Below are 24033 nucleotides of genomic sequence, written 5' to 3'. Positions count from 1 at the left end.
ACAGGAACGATGCAACAACACTTCATGTCGAAGCGCGCGTGCTTTCGGAGCGGAGCGGGCCGCTTGAACCGGAAAAGCAAGGAGGGGTCAGGTCTGGCGGGAGCGCGATCCGTCAATGCATGTTGACGATCGACCAGTCGGCGCGTCGGGCCGCTACCGCACCCACGCAGGCCGGGCAGCAGGGCAGGGAACGGACGCGCCAATGCGCCGCTTCTTCCGCTGCGCCGCCGACGCGATGGGGCGTCGTGTCACCGTGAAGGGCAAGATCGAACTCGAAATGCGTGGGCGGCAGGATAAAGCCGGTGCCGAGCGCTTTCAGGCAGGCTTCCTTGCGGGTCCAGCTTTCGAAGAAGACCGCTTGACGCTCCGATTCACGCAAGGCGCGGAATGCCGCGCGCTCGCGCGCGGAGAAGACTTCGAGCGGCACACTGTCATCGAGCGGGCGCACCTGTTCGACGTCGATGCCGACTTCGAAACCGTTCGCGATGGCCAGCGCCGCTACATTCCCGCTGTGGCTGAGATTGAAGCAGATACTCGATCCATCCGGCAGGCTCGCAGGCTGGCGCGTGCAGAAAGGTTTGCCGTCCGAACCATAGCCGAGCGCGACCTCTTCAGGCCGTAGCCCGAGATAGCGGCCGAGGATGCGCCGAAGTTCGCCGCGCCCTGCCACGAAACGGCGTCGGTGCCGTTCGAAGCGGAATCGGTCGGCGCGCTCGCGCTCCTGCATCGATAGCGTTGCCCAGTAGCGGTCGAAATCGTGAGCGTGGACATCGAGATCCCATTGCCACACCTGCACGTCTTGCGCGGAAGGCAGCGTCAGGCGGGAAGACGACAGGCAATGCCCGGCTTCGACCTGCGCGATGCCGGCCTCGCTGCGATCCGTGACGAGAGACATCGACTGCCTAGCTGACCGTCTCGGCTTGATGCAGGCGCGGCAGCAACCGGTCGAACTCGCGCTTGACGAGCCCGTAGCATTCGCAGGCGCGCGCTTCCAGCGCCTTGCGGTTGAGCACCTTGATATGACCGCGGCTGTGATGAATCAGGCCTTCATCATGCAGCTTGCCGGCGGCTTCGGTGATGCCTTCGCGGCGCACGCCGAGCATATCGGCGATCAGTTGCTGGGTGACGGTCAGCTCATTCGTGGCGACCCGGTCGATCTCGATCAGCAGCCAGCGGCACAACTGCTTGTTCAGCGAATGATGGCGGTTGCACGCGGCGGTCTGCGCCACTTGCGTCAGCAGCGCGTGCATGTAGAGCATCATCAGGCGGCGGATCAGATCGGAGCGTGCGAATTGCTGGCTGAGCGCCTGCGCCGTCATGCGATACGCGAAACCGGCGCTTTGTACCTGCACGCGGTTCGGCATGGTTTCGCCACCTGTCAATACCGGCACGCCGGTCATGCCTTCACGTCCAACCGCGGCAATCTCGACCGAGCTGCCGTCTTCCATCGTCGACAGCATGGAGATAATGGCGGTGGTCGGAAAATAAACGTGATGAATACGTTGCCCTGAATCGCACAGAAGCTGTTCCGTGCGCAAATGGACGAGTTCGAGATGCGGGGCGATGGCTTGCCACTCATGGGAGGGCAATGCGCCAAGCAAATGATTGCCGTGCAGATCGGATTGAAGTGTGAGCATGATTCGGTCCTCGCGCGGCGCTGCGTTTTTGCAGCGCCTTGATTTTCTAGCCGTCACTGCATCCGTGTTCTGTTGCCGCCTGGCGAGCGGCTATGGATAAACAGTGCGGGCCCCGTATGGCCTTTGCACGCCAGCGCTATTTAAGGTTATGTACGCCGGCGCTAGTGTTGCGCTGCTCATTTAGCGAGGACTGTGCCAGCGGGTTGAGAAGTGAGCGCTGGTGCGGCGCAGCGAAGTTGGCATTGGTGCAATGCGCCGCAAAATATGTATTTTTGTTTCAGTTCTGCACACCCTATGGTGGCGGCCGGAATCTTCGCAGGGCGTAAATTTGTCGTTTCAAGTGATTGATTTTTATGAATTAAATCGAATTTTTCCGGTGCGGATGGCGGAACGTTAAATGCCGTGAGGGCAGCGATACGGGCGAAAATCGTGGCCGTCCGGGATGACTCAGAATTGATTCAGATGTGTTCAACCCATTGCGTGGGTTGTCGCACGGAAACGATTTTTGGCGAGCCGCGAGATTGCGAAACACGTTTTGCGAATCGACTGGGGCAATTCACGTAGAGCGAGGTTTCATGCGCGTCGCGGCGCGGTTCAATGATGCCGCGCGCGAACTAAACAAAAGAAAATAGCGCGACGTGTATCGATTTCGCATACCTCGTACTCCCTGCGGCATGTGTATCGTCCGCGTTCATCGAGGTGCCTGGATCGTTCCTGAACGACCTGACGCGTGACGAAATCGCGTGACGGCGGCGTAAAAATGCGGCTCGCCAATGTGAATCTATCGTGTAAAACGGCGCGATTTAACAGTTGGGTATGAGCGGCCATTCACTGCTTCGGCACTCGCAGTGAAACCGCGTGACGACCGTGCGCAACGAATCGTTCGGTCAGGTGGAACATCGGCGAGAGAATCCGTCTGCGTGACGGATGGCGCAAGATTGCAGTCGCGACGTCCCGGCGTCGGTGTGCTTGCGAACGGAGTTGCAGCCGTGGGGCGGCGTACCTTTGGTTCATGTCGACGGACAGGTCTCGTCGGATGAATCGCAGGGGATGCTGATGAACTGGAAAACGCTCGAATTCGACCAATGCACGGTACGTGAGCTGTATTTGATCATGCGGGCGCGCAGTGCGGTATTCGTCATCGAACAGTCGCATCTATGTCTCGATGCCGATGGCCACGATGAAACCGCGCTGCACATCTTCGCCACCGAAGACATGTCCCGCTCCATGCCCATCGTCGCCTATGCGCGGGTGCGGCCCGGTGCTGCGGGCGCGGCGCATGTGGTGCTCGACAAGCTGCTCACCAGCCCGGCGAGGCGCAGCGACGGCACGGCCGAGGCGCTGATCGAACGGGTGCTGCTGGCGGCCGGCGAGCGCTGGCCCGGCGCAGTGGTGCGGATGACCGCGCCGGCGAGTCTGGGCGCCTTCTATGAACCGTTCGGCTTTCGCCAGGAAGAAGGACCGTTCCTCGCCCACGGCGAGTGGTCCGTCTGCCTGACGTGCCGGGCACCTCACAGGCGCTCGCTGCCGGCTCATGGACGGCGCATGCCCGGCATCGCGCCGAACGGCTTATACAATCAATCAGGATATCTGATTAATTCGTCGTCGCTCTAAGCACCGTCGTTCTGAGCGTCGCGCGCTGATGAGCGATGACGCGGGTGATGACGCGGATGATGAATCCCCCAGCTTGCACGAGCGGTTCGCAGTGTGGTGGCGCGTACAGAGGCGGGCCACCCGCGCATGCTCCAATCCACTCATGACGCTTGAGGTGTCGAATTCAATCCGGGTCACGGGGGCCCGGATCGTTGTGCTTTGGGGAGACTCGAATGAACGATTTAGCATTGCCGGTTACGCAACACGCTCTGGCATGCGAGGCGCTGGCCAGCGGCACCGTCCAGCCGGTAATTCTCGCAGGCGGTTCGGGCACGCGGCTATGGCCGCTATCGCGCGAGCAAAGTCCGAAACAGTTGATCAACCTGTTCGGTGACGAGTCGCTTCTGGAGGCGACCGTGCAGCGCTTCGAGCATCTGTTCGCCGCCGAACGCGGCACGCAGGCCGAGGCGGCTTTCAGGCAGGCCGCGCCGATCGTCGTATGCGGCGATGAATTGCGCCTCGCCACTGCCGCCAGGCTCAAACGCTGCGACGGTGCGCCGCCGAGCATTCTGGTCGAACCGGGCGCGCGCAACACGGCGCCCGCGCTGACGCTGGCCGCGCTGGCTGCGCAGGCCGCATCGGTGGATGGCGTCGATCCGGTGCTTGTCGTCGTGCCGGCCGATCATCTGATCGCCGACCACGCGGCGTTCGTTGCCGCGCTGGCGCAAGCGGTGCTGCATGCCGCGCAGGGCGCGATCGTGGCGCTTGGCGTGCCGCCCGAGCGGCCGGAGACGGGCTACGGTTATATCCGCACCGGCGCGCCGGTCGGACGGCAAGGCGAGCGCGCCATCGACGGCTTCGTCGAGAAGCCGGACCTCGAACTGGCCGAACGCTATGTGGCGAGCGGTGAGTATTGGTGGAACAGCGGCATTTTCGTGGTGCGCGCGTCGGTGTGGCTGGCGGCGATCGCCCGCTACCGTCCGCTGATCGCTTCCACGTGCGCGGAGTCGTTCGCGCGCGCCTCGCGTGACGGCGGCGGCGCGCTGCATCTGGATTGCGCGGCGTTCGCCGCCTGTCCCTCGGATTCGATCGACTACGCGGTGATGGAGCACATCGGCGCGGACCCGTGGTTGACGGGCGTGGTGGTGCCGCTCGTCGCGGGCTGGTCGGACGTGGGCGCGTGGGATGCCGTATGGCAGGTATCCGATAAGGACGCCGACGGCAACGTGGCGCGCGGCCGCGTGCTGTTCGAAGGCTCGAACGACAGCTTCGTGCATTCCGACGGCCGGCTGGTGGCCTGCGTCGGCGTGAGCGACGTGGTGGTGATCGAAACCGCCGATGCCGTGCTGGTGGCCGCCAAGGACCGCGTGCAGGACGTGCGGGCGATCGTCGGCCGCCTGAAGGCCGAGCGCGGCCCGGAGGTACACGACCATCGCAAGGTGCAGCGGCCGTGGGGCTTCTATGATTCGATCGACCGTGGCGATCGCTTCCAGGTCAAGCGCATCGTCGTGCAGCCGGGTGCGCGCCTCTCGTTGCAGATGCATCACCATCGCGCCGAGCACTGGATCGTGGTATGCGGCACGGCGCGCGTCACACGCGGCGAGGAGTCGTTCCTGCTGTCGGAGAATCAGTCCACCTATATCCCGCTCGGCGTGACGCACCGGCTTGAGAATCCGGGCAAGACGCCGCTCGAGATCATCGAGGTGCAGTCGGGCGGCTATCTCGGCGAGGACGATATCGTGCGCTTCGACGACCAATACGGCCGCGTCGGGGCAAGCGCCGACGAACGTGGCGCGGCTGCCGGGCAGTAAGGCAGCGCCGGCCGGCGTGTGCGGTGCATGAGTCCGCGCCCGCCGGCTGGCGGATTTTGCCTATTGCCCGCGCGTGGTGCGCGCGCGGCGCGAGGCATCGCTTTGCCTGCGGGCGTCGTCCATTCATGCCGTGGCGCTTCGCGCAATACCTCCCAATCAACCTGTTGCAGATTTACCAATCGCCACCGCTGCGTGCGTCGTCGCACTATGCAATCTGCACGGCTCGCGCACGCTTATGACGCAAGTTTGAAGTTCATGAGCAGGTCACACGTTACATGAACGAAACAATTCTTCAGAGGGATAACCCTGTCAGGACGTTTCCCAACTGGCGCATCTGTTTTTAAGATTGCAACGTATCGATTAATACAACAAATTACACAAAATAAGACACACGAGGGCCGCTTGATCAACAGGCTACGCGGGGGGATAACCCGCTTCGGGGAGAGTGTCATGGAACAGGGAAACAAGGATCGTTCGTTGGTCAGCAAGGTGATGGACGGGCTCGTCACGGGCATCGTCGAAGAGAAGTTTGGCGCGGTATTGCCACCGCAGGATGTGTTGTCGAAAGAGTTCGACGTCAGCCGGACAGTGATGAGAGAAGCGCTGTCCATGCTGCTCGCGCGCGACATGCTCGATGTGCGGCCGAAGATCGGCACGCGCATCCGGCCGATGCGCGACTGGCGGATGATCGACGAGGATGTCGTCAGCTGGCGCTTTCGGGCGAAACCGGACCCGGTGTTCCTGCGCGACGTGATCGAGTTTCGCATCCTGATCGAGCCGCGTGCCTGTGCTCAGGCGGCGGCGCGCGGGAGCGACGCGGACATCGCAGGGATTCGCGAGGCCTACGACGCATTCCGTGCGATCCGGCCGGACGAGCCGGGCTATCAGGCGGCAGACGAGCTGCTGCATACGCGCGTCGTGGTGGCGAGCGGCAACCAGTTCTTCCAGCAGATGGCGGCGATCATCCGCGGCGCGCTGGGTGCCGTCAATCCGATCGTGATGAGCAAGGAAGGCGCGTGGGAGGCCGTGGTGGCGAACCATGGCCGCGTGGTGGAGGCGATCGAGCGGCGCGATCCGAAGGCGGCCGAGGCGGCTTCGCTCGCCTTGATCGACTACACCGCGGAAGAAATTGGCGGCGCGTTTTCGATCGAAGGGTCGACGCAGAACTGATGGGCTTCGTGCTCTTATGCGGGTCTGCGTGTGCGTATGCATGCGCAGGCGGGCGAGCGAGCGCGGGTGCCGGCGGCGCAGTGGGAGAGGCATCGTCAAGCCAGGGTACGCGACGGGTGGGCCGGGCTGAGCGACAATGATGCCTCGTCTGAACCGCACCGGAACCCGCTCGCTCAATGAATACCGCTTTCGCAGGAAGCGCCGCAACGGCCGCCACCAACCTTGCGTCGTCAACTAACACGCTGGACGATCTCCACGCCGGCGAGCCCGCCGTGATTCGCTGGGGCATCGTCGGCACGGGACGTATTGCGCGCCGTTTCGCGCAGGGTCTCGCGCACGTGCCGGCTGCGCAACTCACGGCGCTCTGGTCGCGCCGCCCGGAACCCGCGGCCGCGTTCGCCGCGCAATTCGGCGGCGCCGTCTGCGCGAATTTCGATGCCTTGCTCGCCAGCGGCATCGACGCACTCTATGTCGCCACGTTGCAGGACAGTCACGTCGATTACACGATCGCCGCGCTCGAGGCCGGCCTGCACGTGCTGTGTGAGAAGCCGGCCACCATCAACCGGGCGCAACTCGAACGGGTGCTCGCGGTGGCGCGCAGGACCCAGCGGCTCTTCATGGAAGCCATGAAACCGCCGTTCTATCCGCTCTACCAGGCGCTGCGCGCGCATCTGGCCGCCGATCCGATCGGCGAGATCGGTCTGGTGCGGGCCGGTTGTTCGGCCGCCAACGTGCCGCCTGATCATCCATCGTTTTCCTTCGAGCATGCCGGCGGGGCGCTGCTCGATATCGGCATCTACGAGATGTTCCTCGCGGTCGACTGGCTCGGCGCGCCGCTCGACGTGCAGACGCTGGGACGGCTCGGGCCGACCGGTGTCGATATCTTCGCGAGCCTCAATAGCCAGCACGAGCGCGGCATCGCGCAACTGTTCTGCGGGCTCGATCTGCACGGCAAGGGCGACGCCCTGCTGCTCGCACCCGGCGGTCACGTGACGATTCACGAGAACTGGTGGAACCCGGCGCGCGCGACGATCCGTTACGCCGATGGCCGCGTGGTCGAACTGGACGTGCCGTTCGAAGGCGGCGGCCTCAACTACGAGACCGCGCATTTCTGCGAGCTGATCCGCGCGGGCCAACTGGAGAGTCCGGTGATGCCGCATGCCAAATCGTTGCAGATGATCGCCATGAGCGATGCGGCGCGCGCCGCGCTCGGGCTGCGCTTCACGGGCGAATGAGCGGGCGAATGAGCGGGCGGCGGCGGCCGCGCCTCGCGCATGCCACGGTGGTACGATTTGCGGCGGCGCGTTTTTTGTCCACCGTAGCGTGGTGGCGCCGGAGCTTTCGATTACCTTCCGCAGGAGCTGCCCCCATGCGCATGCTTGGAAAATTGTGGCGCGAGAACAAGAGCCTGGTCGCGTTTCTGGTGCTGATGGTGCTGTTCCGCAGCGCGATTGCCGACTGGAACGTGGTGCCGAGCGGCTCGATGCTGCCGACCATCCGCGAAGGCGACCGTATCCTCGTCGACAAGATGGCCTACGATCTGCGCCTGCCGCTCACGCACATCGCGATTGCCCATCTGCACGACCCGCAGCGCGGCGACATCGTTACGATCGAGTCGTCGGCCGCGCATGAACTGCTCGTCAAGCGGTTGATCGGCCTGCCGGGCGATACCGTGGCGATGCGCGACAACGTGCTGTACGTCAACGACGTGCGCGCCGCCTATCAGCCGCTGAAGTTCGGCCCGCTGCCGGGCGATGCGGCGTCGCCGGCCGACTATCTGACCGAGCGTTTCGACGGCGTGGTGCACACGGTGCGGCTATCGCCAGAGTCGCCGAGCCCGCGCAATTCGTTCGGGCCGGTGACGGTGCCGCCGGATCAATATCTGATGCTCGGCGACAATCGCGACAACAGTGCGGACTCGCGCTACTTCGGCTTTTTCCCGCGCAAGGAATTGATGGGCCGCACGCGCCGCGTGGCGTTCTCGCTCGACCCCGACCATTACTACGAGCCGCGTTTGAACCGCTTCGGCGCGCGGCTCGATGTGCCGCCGCCGTCGCTTGCTTCACGCTGACAAGCGCTGCTGAACGCCACTGGAACGCCGCTAGAACACCACTGAGCGCCTTGCCAGGCGGGCGCCTGGAGGTCCTCGCGCCCGAGACGGTTCAATGCCGCGTGGGCAGCGCGAGCCGCTGCTCGTACCAGTGCTGCACCCACTCCAGCACCTGGCACAAGACCCAGTAGATCGCCGCGGCCGCGAGATACAGCGGCAACGGCTGATAGGTCGACGCGATCACTTCCTGGGCACTGCGCAGCAACTCCGTCACGGTGATGACGGACACGAGCGAGGTGTCCTTGATCAGGCTGATCAGGCTGTTGGACAGGCTCGGCACGGCAATGCGCAACGCCTGCGGGGCGATCACATAACGCAGCGTCTGGCGCCGCGACAGGCCGAGGCTATACGAAGCCAGCCACTGGCCGCTCGCAATGCCGAGGATCGCGCCGCGCATGCTCTCCGACAGATATGCCGCCACATTGGCAGACAGCGCGATCACGCCGGCGGGCGTCGGATCGAGCGAGATGCCGAGACTCGGCAAGCCGTAATAGATCACGAAGATCTGCACCAGCAGCGGCGTGCCGCGCATCAGACTCACGTAGACCCGCGCGATCCAGTTCAAGACCCGGTTGTGGCTGATGCCCATGACGGCGAGCACGCTGGCGGCCAGCAGCCCGAAGATCATCGAGAGAACCGCGAACTTGATCGTCAGGGCGGCGCCCTGTGCGAGCACCGGCAGCGATTGGACGAGCAGGGAAGTGGTGGACATGGGCAGTGAGTGTTATGCGCAGCAAAGCGCACATCATAAACGGGTCATGGCGCGGGCATCCATGCCCGTGCCCGCGAGGGGCCGGCGCCGTGCCGCGCTGGCAAAGAAAAAGGCGGCATCGTGCGGATGCCGCCTTGGGCGCCGCGCCGGCCGTCGCGGTTGGCGCATGTCGCGCCGACCTACGCAGCCAGGCGTCTAGCCGATCGGTCAGTTCGTGACGGGCTTGGTCACGTCGATGCCGAACCACTTGTCCGAGATCTTCGCGAAGGTGCCGTCGGCTTCGAGCTGTGTCATGGCGTCGTCGATCGCCTTGGCGAACTTCGGATTGCCCTTCTTGAACGGAATGCCCGACGGCGTCCCCGCACCGACCATCGCGCCGGTGCGCAGCGGCAGCGGCGAGGTCTTCAGCAGGTAAGCGAGCATCAGACGGTCGTTGAGCGCCGCGTCCAGACGGCCGGCGGCGAGGTCGGCCAGATACTCGGGCGCGCCCGGATAGGTCTTCACGTCGATGCCGGGCACCGACTTCGCCATGTCCATGTAGTTGGTGCCGAGGCCGACGCCGAGCTTCTTGCCCTTCAGGTCGTCGAGCGTCTTGAACTGGCGGTTGTCGTCTTTACGCTGGATCAGTTGCGCCGCCGAGAACGTGTAGCCCGGCGAGAAGTCGAGCACCTGCTTGCGGGCATCGGTAATGCCGACCTGGTTGACGATCACGTCGAACTTGCCGGCCTGCAGGCCGGCGATGATGCCGCTCCATTCGGTAGTGACGAATTCGGGCTTCACGCCGAGCCTGGCGGCGACCGCCTTGGCGATATCCACGTCGAAGCCGACCAGCTCACCCGAGGGCGCCTTCGAATCGAACGGCGGGAACGTGCCTTCAAGACCGATGCGCAGCGTGCCGCGTTGCTTGACCTGGTCGAGCAGGTCGTCCGCGTGGGCGGCGACGGCGGTGAACGAGGCGCCAATCAGGGCGGCTACCAGAATGTTTTTTAGCGAGCCAAACTTCATCGTGTTCCTTTATTTGTGCTGGTTGCCCGTGAAGGCGGTTTAAACAGCGGAAAGGATAACAAGGCAGACTATCAACAGTTAAATACTGTTTGTTTATGCCTATATAACCTGGTCGGACCCTGGCGTGCCGGGGCGCCGGTCGGGTTTTGCCTGTCGCTTCGGCACGTTCCGCCTTGGGATGCCGCGGACCGGTTTGTTCGTCACAGTTTCAGTTTAAGCCAACGCCTGCGCGCATTCGGCCACCAAGGCTGGGCCGCGATAGATGAAGCCGGTGTAGAGCTGCACCAGCGCTGCGCCGGCCGCGAGCTTGGCGCGCGCGTCCTCGCCGGAGAAAATGCCGCCGACGCCGATGATCGGCACCGTGTCGCCGACTTCGGCGCGCAGTTTGCGAATCACCTCATTCGATGCATCGAACACCGGCTTGCCTGAGAGACCGCCGCTTTCCTCCGCATGCGGCAGACCCGCGACGGCGCTGCGCGCGAGCGTCGTGTTGGTGGCGATCACGCCTTCGAAGCGATGGCGCAGCAGGGTGTCGGCGATCGATTTGATCTGCTCGTCGTCGAGGTCCGGCGCGATTTTCAGCGCGAGCGGCACCAGCTTGCCGTGCAGGTCGGCGAGGCGCTGCTGCTTGTCCTTCAGCGCGGCGAGCAGGGCGTCGAGTTCATCCGCGCCCTGTAACTGACGCAGATTCTTGGTGTTCGGCGAGGAGATGTTGACCGTCACGTAGCTGGCAAACGGATACACGCGCTCGAGGCAATACAGATAGTCCTCGGCGGCCCGTTCGATCGGCGTGTCGGCGTTTTTGCCGATGTTCAGGCCGAGCGTGCCGCGATAGCGCGCCGCCTGCACGTTCTTGACGAACTGGTCGACCCCGGCGTTGTTGAACCCCATGCGGTTGATCACCCCGCCGGCCTCGGGCAGACGGAACATGCGCGGGCGCGGATTGCCCGGCTGCGGACGCGGCGTGACGGTACCCACTTCGATAAAGCCGAAACCGAGCGCGGCCAGTCCGTCGATGCACGCACCATCCTTGTCCAGCCCGGCGGCGAGCCCCACCGGATTGCGGAAGGTGAGCCCCATCACGGTGCGCGGCGCATCGGGCACACGCGCCGCGAGCGCGCCCGCGAGGCCGGTACGGCCGGCCGCGCCGAGCAGGCGCAAGGTCAGGTGGTGAGCGTCTTCCGCGTCCATGCGAAAGAGTTGGGCGCGGATGAGCGGGTAGAGGGAACTGAACACGGGGCGGAGCCGGGCGGCTAAAAATGAGGACCCAGCATTTTACCGGCTTTAATGGGACGGCAGGGCGGCCAGGCGGGGAGCGGAGGATGCGCGCGGGTTTTGAGCGGCGTCCGCCGTGCTGCTGTCGCGGCGGGGGCGTGGTGTGTTGGCGTGGAGACTTGCTGCGGCGTGGCCGCTAGCGTCACAGCCGCACCGGGCCGCGCCGACCCTGAATGGCGGCGTCGACCGGCGCCAGTTCGAGACTGCGCGGATCGAGCGTTTTCCAGTTGCCGTCCACGAGGCCTTCGAGCGGCCGGAAATTGGCCTTATAGGCCATTTTCTGGCTTTCGCGGATCCAGTAGCCGAGATACACATAGGGCAGTCTCAGGCTGCGCGCCTGCTCGATCTGCCAGTAGATGTTGTAGGTGCCGAAACTGCTGTGGGCGAGACCGGGCTCGAAGAACGTATAGACCGAGGACAGGCCGTCGCCGAGGATGTCGATCATGCTGATCATGCGCAAAATGCCCGGCCCGTCGGGATGCGCGGCGAGCGGCTCGCGGAATTCGACGAGCCGCGAGTTGATCCGGCTTTGCAGCAGAAACTGCTCGTACTGGTCGCGGCTGTCGCGGTCCATGCCGCCGCCCGCGTGGCGCGCCGACTGGTAACGCATGTACAGCGCGTAGTGCTCTTCGTCGTAGTGCAGCGGGGCGACCGTGGCGATCAGGCCGCCGTGCTTTTTCCAGACCTTGCGCTGGGTGCGGTTCGGCTCGAACCGGTCCACCGGCACACGCACCGGCACACAGGCGCGGCAACCGTCGCAATAGGGGCGGTAGGTAAACACGCCGGAGCGGCGGAAGCCCGCCTTGACGAGATCGGTATAAACGTCCGAATTGATCAGGTGACTGGGCGTGGCGACCTGCGAGCGCGCCACGCGCCCCTCCAGATAGCTGCAGGGGTAGGGCGCTGTTGCATAGAATTGCAGCGCGGAAAGGGGTGAAAGCGGCAGCTCGTTGGGGTGCGTCACGTTGGCAGCTCTCGAAGCGTCTCTGGTGTTCAATCCCGCGGCGGTATCAGCGGGCCCGGCTTTGCTGGCTACGCCGCGGGCGCGACGACATCGAGCAGGACCGTCTTGTCGAAGCGCCAGGGGATGGGCGCGGCATCGACAGACGCGCGGACATGCGCGATGAACGCCTTGCGCGCAATCTCGCGACCGCCCAGCGACGCCAGATGCGACGTGTTCTGCTGGCAGTCTATCATTTCTATTTTGTGACGTCGCAAGTGTGCGACGAGCGCGGAGAGCGCCATTTTCGACGCGTCGGTCACCTCGGCGAACATCGATTCGCCGAAGAACATCTGCCCGAACGACACGCCATACAGGCCGCCCACGCGTTGCCCGCCGAACCAGGTCTCGATGCTGTGCGCCTCGCCCGCGCGATGCAGCGACGAATAGGCTTCCACCACGTCGGCGGTGATCCACGTGCCGCGCTGACCCCGACGCGGCGCCTGGGCGCAGGCGCGCATCACCGCCGCGAAATCGTGGTCGACGCGGATTTCCCATGCATCCTCGCGCAGCACGCGCTTGAGCGTCTTGCGCAAGGAGGGCGAAACCTTGAATTCGGCGGGGCGCAGGATCATGCGCGGATCGGGACTCCACCACAGCACCGGCTGGCCGTCGGAATACCAGGGAAAGATGCCGCGCCGATAGGCCTCGATGAGCCGCGACGGCAGCAGGTCGGCGCTGGCGGCGAGCAGCCCCGGCGCGCCGCTCGACGCGCCAAGCGCGCGTTCCACGGCGGGGAATGGATCGTCGGGTCCGAGCCAGGGCACCATGCGCGCGTCAGCCTTCGCGCAGCGAGCGGAAGATGTCGCCGGTATGCAGGCCGTAGCTGCCGGACTTGCGATCAGCGAAGAAGAAACGCAGCGTCTGGCCGACGGTGGGGAAGGCGATGTCGTCCCACGGAATTTCGTGTTCCTCGAAGAGCTTCACTTCGAGACTTTCCTCGCCGGCGTCGAGGTCAAGATCGAGCAGCCGCGCCAGATAAAACAGATGCACCTGATGCACGTGCGGCACGTTGAGCAGCGAGAACAGGCTCTGCACTTCGACGCGCGCGCCGGCTTCTTCCAGCGTTTCGCGCGAGGCGCCTTCGGAAGTCGTCTCGCCCATTTCCATGAAACCCGCCGGCAACGTCCAATAGCCGTAGCGCGGCTCGATGGCGCGACGGCACAGCAGCACCTTGTCGTCCCAAACAGGGATGGTGCCGACCACGTTGCGCGGATTCTGATAGTGCACGGTACCGCAACTGGCGCAGACGAAGCGCTCGCGATTGTCGCCCGGCGGAATGCTCAGGCTGACCTGCTGGCCGCAGACAGAACAGAATTTCATAGGAGGGGGGCGAAGAATGGTGTTAGGAGTTTATCACCAGGGCGCGCTGGGGCCGCGAGGGTGCGGGTGCAGGGCAGTGAGTCTGGACTGCGGGGCGTGCGGGTAGCCTTGGGCTGATGGCTAATTTGGAAGAAGCGCTGGGAAACCGAGCGAGTGGATGAGTTAGGATTGCTATCTTATTTGACGGCGGGGTATCGACGCCGTGCCTGATGTGAGTTGGCGCTCACAGTATGGCTCAAAGTAGTTGGTGCTCCATGGGCCCGTTGGTTCAGGTTTTTCATGGATCCATTCGCATTGGCTTTATCGGCGATCCGGCGTGGTGCGCAAACTGTGAAACCGTGGGCGTGATCGTTGGTGGCGCGTCAGTCCCGCGAAACCGGCGGATGCATGAGGGCGTGAGCGGTGAGCGGCGATCAGGTCGCATGCAAATGCGTCACTCGCCCGGAGGCGTCGCGCTCTACATCTTCTATCGTATGCAGTGTCGAGCTGATCTCGGTTCGATGCGAACCACTGTCGGCCGTTGGCCGCAAAACAAAAAACCCGCTCGGAGGCGGGTTCATTGGTTCGACGAATATTGCTGACTTGGTTGCGGGGGTAGGATTTGAACCTACGACCTTCGGGTTATGAGCCCGACGAGCTGCCAGACTGCTCCACCCCGCGTCCGTCGAAGAAAAGATTATAGAACAAATGACATACCAGCGCAATACCCTTTCAGGAGGGAACTTCAACGTAGCGCCGGGCACGATATACGCGGACGTTTGCACCGCGCCGTATTCGGTCGCAACGACGATCGTTCTGGATGAACAGGTTGCCGGACTTGACCCCATGATAAACATAGCCATAAGCGCGACGCCCGAGAGAGAGATCGCGACATCACTTCATACGCGCTGCGCTAGAATCCTCTTTCCATCTGCGTCGCCGTGCCGTGTGCCTTGATGCCACGCGTCGACATCCGACAAGCCGCGGCAGCGCATCTCCCAGTCTCGTTCTTCATTCGCTCATGGACATCGTTCACGATCTGCAGTCGATTGTCGCTCAGGAAAATGCCCTGGTGTTCCCCCATTTCGATGCCGACCGCGCGTGGCAACTCGGCGCGTATCTGCACGAGGTAGCGAAGGCCCGTGGGCTCGCGCTTGCCATCGACGTCCGCACGTTCGGCCAGCCGCTGTTCTTCAGCCTGCTCGCGGGTGCGACACCGGACAATGTCGATTGGGCGCGTCGCAAGGGCAATACGGTGGCGCATTTTCGCCGCAGCTCGTATGCGCTCGGCTTGCGCATGCAACAGGCCGGCACCACGCTGGCCGAAAAGCACGGCTTGCCGTTCAGCGAATATGCCTCGCATGGCGGCGCGTTTCCGCTGACGGTCGCAGGCGCCGGAGTGATCGGTTCAGTCACGGTGTCGGGCTTGCCGCAACGCGCCGATCACGAACTGGTCGTCGAGGCGCTATGCGCGCATCTCGGTCACGACTACAGCAAGCTCGCGCTTGCCACGGCGTGAGCGAGCCATGCGCGTGCCTCCTTATGCACTGCTTGCCATTGCGATCGTTGCCGAGGTGATTGCCACCTCCGCGCTGCGTGCCTCGGAGGGTTTCTCGCGCTGGTTGCCCGCGATGGTGGTCGTGCTCGGGTATGGCATCGCGTTCTATTGTTTGTCGCTCACGCTCAGGAGCATTCCGGTCGGCATCGTCTATGCGATCTGGTCGGGCGTCGGCATTGTCCTGATCAGTCTTGTCGCGGTCGTGCTGTATCGGCAGGTACCCGACCTGCCTGCGATCATCGGGCTCGGGCTGATCATCTCAGGCGTGGTCGTGCTCAACCTGTTTTCGAAGATGCAGGCGCACTGAGCGCGCGTCAAGCCTTCGCGTTGAGCCTTATTTGCAGCGCACGATCATCGAGCGGTTCTTCACGTTCGCAGACACCACATTGGTGACGCTGCCGCCGGTTGGGCCACCTTCATCGTTGTCTTTGGAGACGATGTCATAGCCGGTCGCGCCGCAGGCTTGCCCGGCCTGCACATAGCACGATGCCCAGCTCGAATCGGCGTTCGCGCCGCTGCAATTGACGGCGAAACCCGTTTGGCCATTCGGCAAATTGATGAGCGAAGTCGTATTCGACGATGCGCACGCGCCCAACGCCAGCGCGACCAGCACTGCGGCGGGCAGGGCGCCGATGCGCGCCAACCCGCCGCGGCTCATGCCGCACGCGGCCTTGCTGGCAGGATGTCGGCGGGACGGGCGAAAGCGTCGCGTAAGTTGCTTCATGGTGTGTCCTCTTTAGGCGGATTGCGAAAACGATAGTGTCCCCGGATCGAACAGGCCTCACGCACATATCGTGCCGGACGTCCACGTTCGACCGCATCGCGCCTGGCAAGTGCGACGCAAATGCTTGCTTCAGGGCGAACTTATTGTGTCCAGATGTGACTCATATCTGTTGAGCACGTTCGATTGATCTCGAAGTGCTCGCCGGCTGCCTCAAAAACGAAGGCTGCCCGGACAAATCGAATGAGGAGAAGGTTATGGCAGAACGTGTAAGCGGTCCGTACCGTGGTTATTACATCAGTGCCGCCGCGCGTCTTGTCGTCGCGCATGACGCAGCGCCCGAGGCTGCTGCGTCCGAAGGCATCTACGTCGGCTCGGTGAGTTTGTCGGAACGCGGTCCGGACGACCCGCACCGTTTCGAGAGCCTGGTAGACCTCGGAGACGAACATCGTTTCTCGACGGAGACGCAGGCGCTCGAGTATGTCGAGCAGGCTGCGAGAGCCTACATCGACCGCCTGCTTGACCAGAATTGAATACGCGTCAGGCTCATCTGACAGTGGACCACGGCTGAGTCCCGCGAGTACCATAGGTGCGAACTCCGGTGCGAACTCCGGTGCGAACTCCGCCTTCCCCGGGCGCACTGTCATGGCGTCCGACTTCCCAACGGATTCTTCTGATGAGGCGACCATGGAAATTCGGTTTCCCGCGGATGCGCCCGCTTACCGCGACTCCAATCTGACCGTCGTATTCCGCGCGTTGGTGGACGGCGAGACCGTGCCGTGCGCGATTTCGGTCGAAGCGCTCGAAGACCATTTCGGCCCATGCTCCGAGGATCGCGAAGGCTGGATGCGCGCCTTCGACGCGGGGCGCGGACGGATCGAAGAGGTGGCGCGCGAGCATTTGCAAATCAGCAACGGCACGCCTGTGCTGCTGAAAAGCGGCCACTTTCCGCCAGGCAACGTGGTTGGACTGTAGGCAAGAGCGCAAGCAACGAAGCACGCCCGGGCGGCGACGCCCGGCGCAAGGCGCAATGTGTCAGCAGCGCCGCCTGCGAGCAGCACCGCCTGCGCGGTCCGCGTGCTACCTCAGGCGGTGACCTTCAGCGCCGCTTGCGCGGTCGCCAACGTGAGGCGAATACCTTCGTCATACGGGGTCTTGCTGATCGGGCCGATCAACCCTTGCAACGCGCTGTCGTCTAGCACGACCGGATCGCTCATCAGGTAATTCATCTCTACCAGTTCGCGCATGATCGGGTTGAACAGGCCGAGCACGCGCAGCATCGGCTTGCCGGCGACCATCAGCCGGGGTGCGCGTCCTGCCAGCGCATACGCCTTGGCGGCCACCTCGCGCTGCGTGATCGTGCCGGGACCGGCAAGGTGCAGCCAGCGGCCATAGGCTTCGGGTGTACGCGTGAGTGTCTCGACGACCGGTCCGACATCCGGCACGAACACGAACTCATGCGGCACGTCGATCGGACCGACCATCTGCGCGCGGGTGCCACGCGCCGCGCCGTCGAACACGCCGGCCAGCATGCTGCGTTCGACGCCCGGTCCGTAGAAGTCGGGCAGGCGCAACACCAGTGTCGAGAGCCCATTCCGGCCGTGGGCTTCGAGGACGAGCTTCTCCTGGGCAAGCCGCATCTGGCCTTTGAACGTATGCGGTTCACGCGGATGGTCTTCCGTCACCGGCAGGCTGCGTGCGCGGCCGTAGGGATAGACCGTGCCGATCAGGATCAGGCGTTCGACGCCCGCGGCAGTCAGGCCGGCCAGCGTCTTTTCCATCAGTTGCGGATGCAATTCGAACTGGTGGTAGGGCACTCCCACCAGATAAATAACGGTTTGCAGGTTCGCGGCCGCGGCGGCGATCGAGGCCGGTTCGTCCGGATTCCACGTGACGATCTCCGCATGCGGATCCTGGCCGAAGGCCGCTGCCAGCGACTCCCGCGACCGTCCGACGACGCGATAGTCTCGTCCCGCGGCGCTGAGCGCGCCAGCGATACTTTTGCCGATGGCTCCGGCAGCGCCGAACAGGCCGACTTTCCCTGCGTTTTCCATGACGACTCCTTGAACGGAAAATTGATCGAGTGACTTTTTATGAACATTGTTCAGTGAACAGTGTTCAGTTTAATTTGACTTTTCAGTTTGTCAACTGGAAAATGCCTGACATGGGAATCAATGAACGAAAGAACCGCGAGAAACAGGCGCTGCGCGAGCGCATCCTCGAGGCCGCTCAGCGCATCGTCATCCGTGAGGGTTTCGCGGCGCTGTCGATGCGCAAGATCGCCGACGCCATCGAATACTCGCCGGCCACGCTGTATCTGTACTTCGCGAGCCGTGACGAGATCGCGCGGGCGCTCTGCGCGCAAGGCTATGCCCAGTTGCTCGCCGGCTTTGAGCCGCTGGCGCAGATTGCCGATCCCGCCGAGCGCCTGCGGGCGCTGGCGCGTGCCTACGTGGCGTTCGGCGTCGCACATCCGCAAACTTACCGGCTGATCTTCATGGAGGATCCGACCTACCTGGGTGCGGCGCTTGGCGGTACGGGCGCGGCGTCGAAGGCGTCGGGCAAGGCCCGCAATAGTGAGTCGAACGGACAGCCGAATGACCACTCCGGCGCCGAGGCGGATGATTCAGGCGGCCATTCAAGGCACGCCACCCTTATCAACCCCGCCGCCTCCGACGACTCCAGCGACGCCTCGATACGCCTGATGGTCGGCGCGCTCGAAGAGCTGAAAGCGGCGGGGCGTCTGCCGGCATCGGCGGACAGCGGGGTCTGGGTGGAGGCGCTGTGGGCGACGATGCATGGCATCGTGTCGCTGAATCTGACCTGTCCGGTGTTTCCGACGGCGCCGCTCGATACCGTCCTCGACGCCGCGCTGGACGCGTGGTTCGGCGCCCACGCGCAAACGGGCACAGCCGCCGCGGCTCAAACCGAACCGGCGCCGTCGACGACAACTACCGCAACCGCAGCCAAACCTGCCCGCCGCGCGCGCCGTCCCGCCGCAAAGCCCAACGCCGTGGACGCGTGATAACGTTCAGCTTCCGACCCAGCCCCTTCACCAGCTACGCCATGTCCAATCCCGAAACATCCGCCGTCAGCGACGAAGTCAACACCTACGTCGCCAACCACATCGGCTTTATCGAACTGGAGCGCCCCAAGGCGCTTAATGCGCTTTCCACAAGCATGATCCGCGCAATGCATGCGGCGCTCGAAATCTGGCGCGAAGATCCCGCCGTGCTGGCGGTGGTGGTGCGCAGCCAGCACCCGCGCGCGTTTTGCGCCGGCGGCGATATCCGTTTCCTGTACGAGACGGTTCAGCGCGGCGACGCCGCCGCGCGCGACACTTTCTTTACCGAGGAATATCGCCTCAATCACCTCATCTTCACCTATCCGAAGCCCTACATTGCCTTGATGAACGGCGTGGTGATGGGCGGCGGCATGGGGATTTCGCAGGGCGCGCATCGCACCGGCGGCTTGCGCGTGGTGAGCGGTTCGACGCGCATGGCGATGCCGGAGACGCGCATTGGTCTGTTTCCCGATGTCGGCGCCGGCTGGTTTCTGGCGCGCACGCCGGGCGCGCTCGGCCGCTATCTGGCGGTAACCGGCGAGACGATCGCGGCGGCCGACGCGCTCTACGCGGGTCTCGCGGACGTGTACCTCGACGACGCGGCGCTGCCGGCGCTGGTCGACACCTTGCGCAGCGAAGAATTCGAACGCGGCGCGGACGTGGTGGCGTGCATCGAGCGCGCAGCGGCGCAACACAAGGTCGTGCCGACGCCGGACACTTCGCCGCTGGCGCGCACGCGCGCGTTGATCGACCGGCATTTCGCGCAGACCGACGTCGCGCAGATTCTGGCTTCGCTCGAAGCGGAAAGCGATTGCGAGGCGTCGGAATGGGCCGAGCAGACCGTCGGCGTGATGCGGGAGCGTTCGCCGCTGTCGATGGCGGTCTCGCTGGAAGTGGTGACGCGCGCGGAAGGCACGATGGCCGACGTGTTGCGCCGCGATCTCGATCTGACGCGCACGAGTTTCGCGCACGGCGATGTGGTGGAAGGCATCCGCGCCCGCATCATCGACAAGGACAACGCCCCGCGCTGGCGTTTCGCCCGCATCGAAGACGTGCGCGCCGACGACGTCGCGAAGATGTTCGAAAGTCCGTGGTCAGCGGCGGAACATCCGCTGGCCGACCTGCAGGGCTAACCCGTCCTCAATCCTCAGCGTCGAACGCCATGAATGCGCGCATGAACACGAGCGCGCCCCAGCCCCACATGGCGTTCGCCGCAAAACCCTGCGCGAGGCGCGGCAGCATGTTGCCGCTCGGCCAGATGCCGCGCAGCGGATCCACCACGAACACGCTCGCCGCGGTCAGCGCGATGCCGCCGAACACGAACGCCTGAATCCACGGCGCCCGGCGTTCCGGCGCCACGCGTAGCAGCCAGGCCATCAACACGGCCCACACGGCGCTCCAGATGGCATTGGCGATGAATTCCGGCAAGCCCAGCGGCAGGAACGGCGCGGTCGAGAAACCCGAGGCGTCGATAAATCCCGCGGCGTGCAATAACGCCAGCGTCGACTCGTGGAAAAACAATGAAGCCAGAAATCCGGATACGAACGGCAGGATGATTTTTTGCATGCAATGCAGCGCCAAGGGCACGGGTGACGGCTGAAGCGCGGCCCGGCTGGATTATCGAAAGACGCGTCATTATATAGACGCGGCGGCGGGTTTCAGGGACCGCTCTGTATGCTTAAGCGTCGGGCTAATCACGAAAGTGGAAAACCTAAGCTAAAAAAAATCGTTCAAAAGCCTGGGGCCGATCCATAGACTGTTTCTCCATGTAGACGGCCTCGTTGCCGTCGTCCACTTACCGCGCGCCGGGAAGGCGCACGTTTCGTCAAGGGAAGCTGTCGCGATGTCCTCTCCGATGCCGGTCTGCGCTGTTCCCCCTGCGGCGGCGCCGCGTTGCCGGCTGTGCCGCCCGTCGCGCTGACGGCTTTTCCATTGATCCGATCTGTCTTGCGGCGCGGCCGTGCCGGCCGGCCCCGCGCCGGTGCAGGCGCGCCGGCCGTCTCGCCCCTTATTAATCCAGTCTCGAACAAGCAGGAGTAGCAAATGAATGTGTTCTGGTTCATCCCGACTCACGGCGACAGCCGCTACCTCGGTACGTCCCAAGGCGCACGCGCAGCCGATTACGACTACTTCCAGCAGATCGCGGTCGCCGCCGATACGCTCGGCTACGAGGGCGTTCTGCTGCCGACCGGCCGTTCCTGCGAAGACGCGTGGGTGGTGGCCTCGAGCCTGATCGCGGCGACCCGGCGCCTGAAGTTCCTCGTCGCCATCCGGCCGGGCATCACTTCGCCGGGTCTGGCGGCACGCATGGCGTCCACCTTCGATCGCCTGTCGGGCGGGCGTTTGCTGATCAACGTAGTGACGGGCGGCGACGCGGCCGAACTCGAAGGCGACGGCGTGTTCGTCAGTCACGACACGCGTTACGAAATCACTGACGAGTTCCTGCACATCTGGCGCCAGTTGCTGACGGCGGCCCACACCAACGACGCGATCGACTTCGAGGGCAAGCATCTCACCTCGAAGGGCGGCAAGGTGCTGTATCCGCCGGTGCAAGACCCGCATCCGCCACTGTGGTTCGGCGGTTCGTCGCCGGCTGCGCACGAGATGGCCGGCGAGCACATCGACACGTATCTGACCTGGGGCGAGCCGCCCGAAGCGGTTGCGAAGAAAATCGCCGACATCCGCGCGCGCGCCGAAAAGCATGGCCGCCAGATCAAGTTCGGGATCCGCTTTCACGTGATCGTCCGCGAGACGGAAGAGGAAGCGTGGGCCGCGGCCGACAAGCTGATCAGCAAGCTCGACGACGAAACCATCGCGCGTGCGCAAGCCTCGTTTGCGAAGATGGATTCCGAAGGGCAGCGCCGCATGGCCGCGCTGCACGGCGGCAAGCGCGGCGGTCGCGCTGATCTGGAGGTTTATCCGAACGTGTGGGCCGGCGTCGGCCTCGTGCGCGGCGGCGCAGGAACGGCACTGGTTGGCAATCCTGAACAAGTGGCCGCGCGCATGAAGGAATACGCGGATCTCGGCATCGACACGTTCATTTTGTCCGGCTATCCGCATCTGGAAGAGTCGTACCGCTTTGCCGAACTGGTGTTCCCGCTGCTGCCGAACCGCAAGCGCACTAGCGCGAGTGGGCCGCTTTCGGGGCCGTTCGGCGAGATCGTCGGTAACAACTATTTGCCGAAGGTCAGCCAGAGCTAAGCGCGGCTGGGGTCCTCGCAGGATAAGGAGTGGAGTAAGCGATCATGGCTCAATCCAGTGGAAATGATGGCGTAGCACGGCGTCTGGGCGGACATCTCGCGCCGTGGATCGCGCCGCTCGTGATCCTGCTCGCGTGGGAATTCGCCGCGCGCAGCGGCATCCTCTCGACGCGCGTGTTGCCGGAACCCGTTGCAGTGGTGAAGGCGGCATGGTCGCTGATCCAGTCGGGCGAAATGTGGGCCGACGTCAAGGTCAGCACGTGGCGCGCGGTGTCGGGCTTCGCGGTGGGCGGCAGTATCGGTCTCGTGCTCGGACTCGCGACGGGGCTTTTCAGGCCGATCGAAGTCGTGCTCGATTCGACCGTGCAGATGGTCCGCAACATTCCCGCGCTGGCGATGATTCCGCTTGTGATCCTGTGGTTCGGCATCGAGGAAGAAGCGAAGGTGTTTCTGGTCGCGCTCGGGGTGTTCTTTCCGATCTACGTGAACACGTTCCACGGCATTCGCTCGGTGGATGCGAACCTGATCGAAATGGCGCGCAGCTATGGCGTGAAGGGGTTTCGCCTCTACTGGGACGTGATTTTGCCAGGCGCGCTGCCGTCGATTCTGGTGGGCGTGCGCTTTGCCTTCGGCCTGATGTGGGTCACGCTGATCGTCGCGGAAACGATTTCCGCGCAATCGGGCATCGGCTATATGACGATGAATGCGCGCGAGTTCCTGCAGACGGATGTGGTGGTAGTGGGCATCCTGCTGTATGCGGGGCTCGGCAAGCTCGCCGATCTGCTGGCGAAGACGCTCGAGCGCGTCACGCTGCGCTGGCATCCGGCTTATCAACGAGGAGCGAAAGCATGAGCGCGACGTCATTCTCGACGAGCTTTAGCGGCATCGCGGGCGTCGATCTCGAAGCGGAACTGGCGCAGCCACGCACGCTCGATCACGACGCCGACGAGGCGGCGGATCTGGAGCGCGACGAACACGTGGCGAGCGTCGTCGAATTCCCGCGCGCCGCCGGCGCCCGCCCGCTGGCGCGGGACGTCGCGCACAGCGGCGATCACGCCGTGGAGCTGCGCGGCGTCGGCAAGCAGTACGGCGAGCGCACGGTGTTGTCGGACTTTGATCTGTCGATCGAGCGCGGCAGTTTTGTGGCGATTGTCGGCCGTAGCGGCTGCGGCAAATCTACCTTGCTGCGGCTCGTGGCCGGACTCGAAAAGCCCACCGCCGGCGTGCTCGAGAAGCGCGCCGAGGACGGCGCGGCGCTCGACACGCGCATCATGTTTCAGGACGCGCGCCTTCTGCCATGGAAGAGCGTGCTGCACAACGTGATGCTCGGTCTCGGACGCGGCGCCCGCGAGGATGCGCGGGCCGTGCTGGCGGAGGTCGGCCTGCTGGAGCGCGCCAACGACTGGCCCGCGCAGTTGTCGGGCGGTCAGCGTCAGCGGGTGGCGCTGGCGCGCGCGCTGGTGCACCGGCCGCAACTGCTGCTGCTCGACGAGCCGCTCGGCGCGCTCGACGCGTTGACGCGCATCGAAATGCACGCGCTGATCGAACGCCTGTGGCGCGAACATCGCTTCACGGCGCTGCTCGTCACGCACGACGTGCATGAAGCCGTGGCGCTCGGCGACCGGATTCTGTTGATCGAAGATGGGCGCATCGCGCTCGATCAGCCGGTGCCGCTCGACCGGCCGCGCGCACGCGCCTCGGCAGGCTTTGCCGCCCTTGAAGACCATGTGTTGCAGCGCGTGCTGAAGACGTCGCCGAACGACGACGTCCTGCCGTATCACGCGAACACGCATCACGACGACCGCCTCGTGCGGCCGACCGAAGTCCGTTGGGCTGTCTGATATTCCCTTGCCTGACCGTTTTTTATCGATTCAC

At 64.2% G+C, this 24033-nt stretch carries 25 protein-coding genes and 1 tRNA gene; 14 read left to right on the top strand and 12 right to left on the bottom strand.

All coding sequences use genetic code 11. The annotated features are described in order from the left end of the window. Positions 1 to 112: 112 nt before the first annotated feature. Both FQ755_RS10835 and FQ755_RS10830 read right to left on the bottom strand, forming a co-directional pair. The gene (locus FQ755_RS10835) at positions 113 to 895 is read right to left on the bottom strand and encodes a 4'-phosphopantetheinyl transferase family protein (RefSeq protein WP_260858483.1); all 783 of its coding nucleotides are present in this window, start codon (positions 893 to 895) and stop codon (positions 113 to 115) included. A 7-nt stretch (positions 896 to 902) separates the two neighbouring features. Beyond that, positions 903 to 1637 (bottom strand): Crp/Fnr family transcriptional regulator, encoded by a 735-nt coding sequence (locus FQ755_RS10830; protein ID WP_144153910.1) that lies wholly within the window; start codon positions 1635 to 1637, stop codon positions 903 to 905. A 1056-nt stretch (positions 1638 to 2693) separates the two neighbouring features. Here FQ755_RS10830 and FQ755_RS10825 point away from each other — a divergent pair. From FQ755_RS10825 to lepB, 5 genes are all read left to right on the top strand, one after another. Further along, complete coding sequence (locus FQ755_RS10825) at positions 2694 to 3251, top strand: GNAT family N-acetyltransferase (protein WP_186308482.1); 558 nt, start codon at positions 2694 to 2696, stop codon at positions 3249 to 3251. A gap of 212 nt (positions 3252 to 3463) precedes the next feature. After that, a complete protein-coding gene (locus FQ755_RS10820; RefSeq protein WP_144153906.1) occupies positions 3464 to 5041 on the top strand; it encodes a mannose-1-phosphate guanylyltransferase/mannose-6-phosphate isomerase in 1578 nt (525 codons plus the stop codon). A 450-nt stretch (positions 5042 to 5491) separates the two neighbouring features. Then, entirely contained in the window at positions 5492 to 6211 is a 720-nt protein-coding gene (locus tag FQ755_RS10815; protein WP_144153904.1) for a FadR/GntR family transcriptional regulator, read from the top strand. 176 nt (positions 6212 to 6387) lie between these two features. After that, positions 6388 to 7446 (top strand): Gfo/Idh/MocA family protein, encoded by a 1059-nt coding sequence (locus FQ755_RS10810; protein ID WP_144153902.1) that lies wholly within the window; start codon positions 6388 to 6390, stop codon positions 7444 to 7446. Positions 7447 to 7580: 134 nt separating this feature from the next. After that, positions 7581 to 8282 (top strand): signal peptidase I, encoded by a 702-nt coding sequence (gene lepB / locus FQ755_RS10805; RefSeq protein ID WP_144153900.1) that lies wholly within the window; start codon positions 7581 to 7583, stop codon positions 8280 to 8282. A 91-nt stretch (positions 8283 to 8373) separates the two neighbouring features. Here the strand turns inward: lepB and FQ755_RS10800 are convergent, their stop codons facing one another. The 7 genes from FQ755_RS10800 to FQ755_RS10770 all read right to left on the bottom strand — a co-directional run bounded on the left by FQ755_RS10800 (position 8374) and on the right by FQ755_RS10770 (position 14296). Then, positions 8374 to 9033 carry an amino acid ABC transporter permease gene (locus tag FQ755_RS10800; RefSeq protein WP_144153898.1) on the bottom strand — a complete coding sequence of 220 codons (660 nt, stop codon included), beginning with the start codon at positions 9031 to 9033 and terminating at the stop codon, positions 8374 to 8376. A 207-nt stretch (positions 9034 to 9240) separates the two neighbouring features. Beyond that, positions 9241 to 10038 carry a cystine ABC transporter substrate-binding protein gene (locus tag FQ755_RS10795; protein WP_144153896.1) on the bottom strand — a complete coding sequence of 266 codons (798 nt, stop codon included), beginning with the start codon at positions 10036 to 10038 and terminating at the stop codon, positions 9241 to 9243. Between the two features lie 213 nt (positions 10039 to 10251). Beyond that, positions 10252 to 11274 (bottom strand): quinone-dependent dihydroorotate dehydrogenase, encoded by a 1023-nt coding sequence (locus tag FQ755_RS10790; protein WP_144153894.1) that lies wholly within the window; start codon positions 11272 to 11274, stop codon positions 10252 to 10254. A 181-nt stretch (positions 11275 to 11455) separates the two neighbouring features. Beyond that, positions 11456 to 12277 (bottom strand): arginyltransferase, encoded by an 822-nt coding sequence (locus FQ755_RS10785; protein WP_144153892.1) that lies wholly within the window; start codon positions 12275 to 12277, stop codon positions 11456 to 11458. A gap of 68 nt (positions 12278 to 12345) precedes the next feature. After that, positions 12346 to 13083 carry a leucyl/phenylalanyl-tRNA--protein transferase gene (gene aat / locus FQ755_RS10780; protein WP_144153891.1) on the bottom strand — a complete coding sequence of 246 codons (738 nt, stop codon included), beginning with the start codon at positions 13081 to 13083 and terminating at the stop codon, positions 12346 to 12348. Between the two features lie 7 nt (positions 13084 to 13090). Beyond that, positions 13091 to 13636, bottom strand: a complete 546-nt coding sequence (locus tag FQ755_RS10775; RefSeq protein ID WP_144153889.1) for an NUDIX hydrolase — start codon at positions 13634 to 13636, stop codon at positions 13091 to 13093. Between the two features lie 583 nt (positions 13637 to 14219). Continuing rightward, positions 14220 to 14296, bottom strand: a tRNA-Met gene (locus FQ755_RS10770). 340 nt (positions 14297 to 14636) lie between these two features. Between FQ755_RS10770 and FQ755_RS10765 the strand changes: the two genes are divergently transcribed. Both FQ755_RS10765 and FQ755_RS10760 read left to right on the top strand, forming a co-directional pair. Beyond that, entirely contained in the window at positions 14637 to 15134 is a 498-nt protein-coding gene (locus FQ755_RS10765) for a heme-degrading domain-containing protein (protein WP_144153887.1), read from the top strand. Between the two features lie 13 nt (positions 15135 to 15147). Then, positions 15148 to 15480, top strand: coding sequence for a DMT family transporter (locus FQ755_RS10760; RefSeq protein ID WP_409937445.1), 333 nt, complete (start codon positions 15148 to 15150; stop codon positions 15478 to 15480). A 27-nt stretch (positions 15481 to 15507) separates the two neighbouring features. Here FQ755_RS10760 and FQ755_RS10755 read toward each other — a convergent pair whose 3' ends face one another. Beyond that, positions 15508 to 15897: a hypothetical protein gene (locus FQ755_RS10755; RefSeq protein WP_144153883.1), complete on the bottom strand. Its 390-nt coding sequence runs from the start codon at positions 15895 to 15897 to the stop codon at positions 15508 to 15510. A 254-nt stretch (positions 15898 to 16151) separates the two neighbouring features. On the opposite strand from FQ755_RS10755, the gene FQ755_RS10750 reads away from it, so the two are divergent. Continuing rightward, positions 16152 to 16427 carry a hypothetical protein gene (locus FQ755_RS10750; RefSeq protein ID WP_144153881.1) on the top strand — a complete coding sequence of 92 codons (276 nt, stop codon included), beginning with the start codon at positions 16152 to 16154 and terminating at the stop codon, positions 16425 to 16427. 154 nt (positions 16428 to 16581) lie between these two features. After that, positions 16582 to 16869 (top strand): DUF1488 domain-containing protein, encoded by a 288-nt coding sequence (locus tag FQ755_RS10745; protein ID WP_144153879.1) that lies wholly within the window; start codon positions 16582 to 16584, stop codon positions 16867 to 16869. 110 nt (positions 16870 to 16979) lie between these two features. Here FQ755_RS10745 and FQ755_RS10740 read toward each other — a convergent pair whose 3' ends face one another. Further along, on the bottom strand, positions 16980 to 17948 hold the full coding sequence (locus tag FQ755_RS10740) for an NAD-dependent epimerase/dehydratase family protein (protein WP_144153877.1): 969 nt from the start codon (positions 17946 to 17948) through the stop codon (positions 16980 to 16982). A 110-nt stretch (positions 17949 to 18058) separates the two neighbouring features. On the opposite strand from FQ755_RS10740, the gene FQ755_RS10735 reads away from it, so the two are divergent. Together FQ755_RS10735 and FQ755_RS10730 are read left to right on the top strand one after the other, a co-directional pair. Then, positions 18059 to 18919 (top strand): TetR/AcrR family transcriptional regulator, encoded by an 861-nt coding sequence (locus tag FQ755_RS10735; RefSeq protein WP_144153875.1) that lies wholly within the window; start codon positions 18059 to 18061, stop codon positions 18917 to 18919. A 41-nt stretch (positions 18920 to 18960) separates the two neighbouring features. After that, positions 18961 to 20091 carry an enoyl-CoA hydratase/isomerase family protein gene (locus FQ755_RS10730; protein ID WP_144153873.1) on the top strand — a complete coding sequence of 377 codons (1131 nt, stop codon included), beginning with the start codon at positions 18961 to 18963 and terminating at the stop codon, positions 20089 to 20091. 7 nt (positions 20092 to 20098) lie between these two features. Here the strand turns inward: FQ755_RS10730 and FQ755_RS10725 are convergent, their stop codons facing one another. After that, positions 20099 to 20524, bottom strand: a complete 426-nt coding sequence (locus FQ755_RS10725) for a hypothetical protein (protein ID WP_144153871.1) — start codon at positions 20522 to 20524, stop codon at positions 20099 to 20101. Positions 20525 to 21001: 477 nt separating this feature from the next. Between FQ755_RS10725 and ssuD the strand changes: the two genes are divergently transcribed. The 3 genes from ssuD to FQ755_RS10710 are packed head-to-tail and all read left to right on the top strand — an operon-like array spanning position 21002 to position 23999. After that, entirely contained in the window at positions 21002 to 22159 is a 1158-nt protein-coding gene (ssuD, locus tag FQ755_RS10720; RefSeq protein ID WP_144153869.1) for an FMNH2-dependent alkanesulfonate monooxygenase, read from the top strand. 44 nt (positions 22160 to 22203) lie between these two features. Beyond that, positions 22204 to 23010, top strand: a complete 807-nt coding sequence (gene ssuC / locus FQ755_RS10715; RefSeq protein WP_260858482.1) for an aliphatic sulfonate ABC transporter permease SsuC — start codon at positions 22204 to 22206, stop codon at positions 23008 to 23010. Continuing rightward, positions 23007 to 23999, top strand: coding sequence for an ATP-binding cassette domain-containing protein (locus FQ755_RS10710; RefSeq protein ID WP_144153867.1), 993 nt, complete (start codon positions 23007 to 23009; stop codon positions 23997 to 23999). The genes ssuC and FQ755_RS10710 overlap by 4 nt, the downstream gene beginning before the upstream one ends. Positions 24000 to 24033 lie beyond the last annotated feature (34 nt).

Source organism: Paraburkholderia sp. BCC1885 (assembly GCF_900996235.1).
In the GTDB taxonomy this organism is placed as follows: domain Bacteria; phylum Pseudomonadota; class Gammaproteobacteria; order Burkholderiales; family Burkholderiaceae; genus Paraburkholderia.
This window is presented reverse-complemented; position numbering and strand designations above follow the sequence as displayed.

What these genes read in the sequence shown, in the direction of transcription:
- FQ755_RS10735 (WP_144153875.1), top strand. Translation starts at nt 18,059, where the DNA reads ATGGGAATCAATGAACGAAAGAACCGCGAGAAACAGGCGCTGCGCGAG.
- FQ755_RS10795 (WP_144153896.1), bottom strand. Translation starts at nt 10,038, where the DNA reads ATGAAGTTTGGCTCGCTAAAAAACATTCTGGTAGCCGCCCTGATTGGC.
- FQ755_RS10825 (WP_186308482.1), top strand. Translation starts at nt 2,694, where the DNA reads ATGAACTGGAAAACGCTCGAATTCGACCAATGCACGGTACGTGAGCTG.
- FQ755_RS10755 (WP_144153883.1), bottom strand. Translation starts at nt 15,897, where the DNA reads ATGAAGCAACTTACGCGACGCTTTCGCCCGTCCCGCCGACATCCTGCC.
- FQ755_RS10810 (WP_144153902.1), top strand. Translation starts at nt 6,388, where the DNA reads ATGAATACCGCTTTCGCAGGAAGCGCCGCAACGGCCGCCACCAACCTT.
- FQ755_RS10820 (WP_144153906.1), top strand. Translation starts at nt 3,464, where the DNA reads ATGAACGATTTAGCATTGCCGGTTACGCAACACGCTCTGGCATGCGAG.
- ssuC (WP_260858482.1), top strand. Translation starts at nt 22,204, where the DNA reads ATGGCTCAATCCAGTGGAAATGATGGCGTAGCACGGCGTCTGGGCGGA.
- FQ755_RS10815 (WP_144153904.1), top strand. Translation starts at nt 5,492, where the DNA reads ATGGAACAGGGAAACAAGGATCGTTCGTTGGTCAGCAAGGTGATGGAC.
- FQ755_RS10765 (WP_144153887.1), top strand. Translation starts at nt 14,637, where the DNA reads ATGGACATCGTTCACGATCTGCAGTCGATTGTCGCTCAGGAAAATGCC.
- FQ755_RS10835 (WP_260858483.1), bottom strand. Translation starts at nt 895, where the DNA reads ATGTCTCTCGTCACGGATCGCAGCGAGGCCGGCATCGCGCAGGTCGAA.
- FQ755_RS10730 (WP_144153873.1), top strand. Translation starts at nt 18,961, where the DNA reads ATGTCCAATCCCGAAACATCCGCCGTCAGCGACGAAGTCAACACCTAC.
- FQ755_RS10710 (WP_144153867.1), top strand. Translation starts at nt 23,007, where the DNA reads ATGAGCGCGACGTCATTCTCGACGAGCTTTAGCGGCATCGCGGGCGTC.
- FQ755_RS10800 (WP_144153898.1), bottom strand. Translation starts at nt 9,033, where the DNA reads ATGTCCACCACTTCCCTGCTCGTCCAATCGCTGCCGGTGCTCGCACAG.
- FQ755_RS10775 (WP_144153889.1), bottom strand. Translation starts at nt 13,636, where the DNA reads ATGAAATTCTGTTCTGTCTGCGGCCAGCAGGTCAGCCTGAGCATTCCG.
- FQ755_RS10725 (WP_144153871.1), bottom strand. Translation starts at nt 20,524, where the DNA reads ATGCAAAAAATCATCCTGCCGTTCGTATCCGGATTTCTGGCTTCATTG.
- FQ755_RS10750 (WP_144153881.1), top strand. Translation starts at nt 16,152, where the DNA reads ATGGCAGAACGTGTAAGCGGTCCGTACCGTGGTTATTACATCAGTGCC.
- aat (WP_144153891.1), bottom strand. Translation starts at nt 13,083, where the DNA reads ATGGTGCCCTGGCTCGGACCCGACGATCCATTCCCCGCCGTGGAACGC.
- lepB (WP_144153900.1), top strand. Translation starts at nt 7,581, where the DNA reads ATGCGCATGCTTGGAAAATTGTGGCGCGAGAACAAGAGCCTGGTCGCG.
- FQ755_RS10830 (WP_144153910.1), bottom strand. Translation starts at nt 1,637, where the DNA reads ATGCTCACACTTCAATCCGATCTGCACGGCAATCATTTGCTTGGCGCA.
- FQ755_RS10745 (WP_144153879.1), top strand. Translation starts at nt 16,582, where the DNA reads ATGGAAATTCGGTTTCCCGCGGATGCGCCCGCTTACCGCGACTCCAAT.
- FQ755_RS10740 (WP_144153877.1), bottom strand. Translation starts at nt 17,948, where the DNA reads ATGGAAAACGCAGGGAAAGTCGGCCTGTTCGGCGCTGCCGGAGCCATC.
- ssuD (WP_144153869.1), top strand. Translation starts at nt 21,002, where the DNA reads ATGAATGTGTTCTGGTTCATCCCGACTCACGGCGACAGCCGCTACCTC.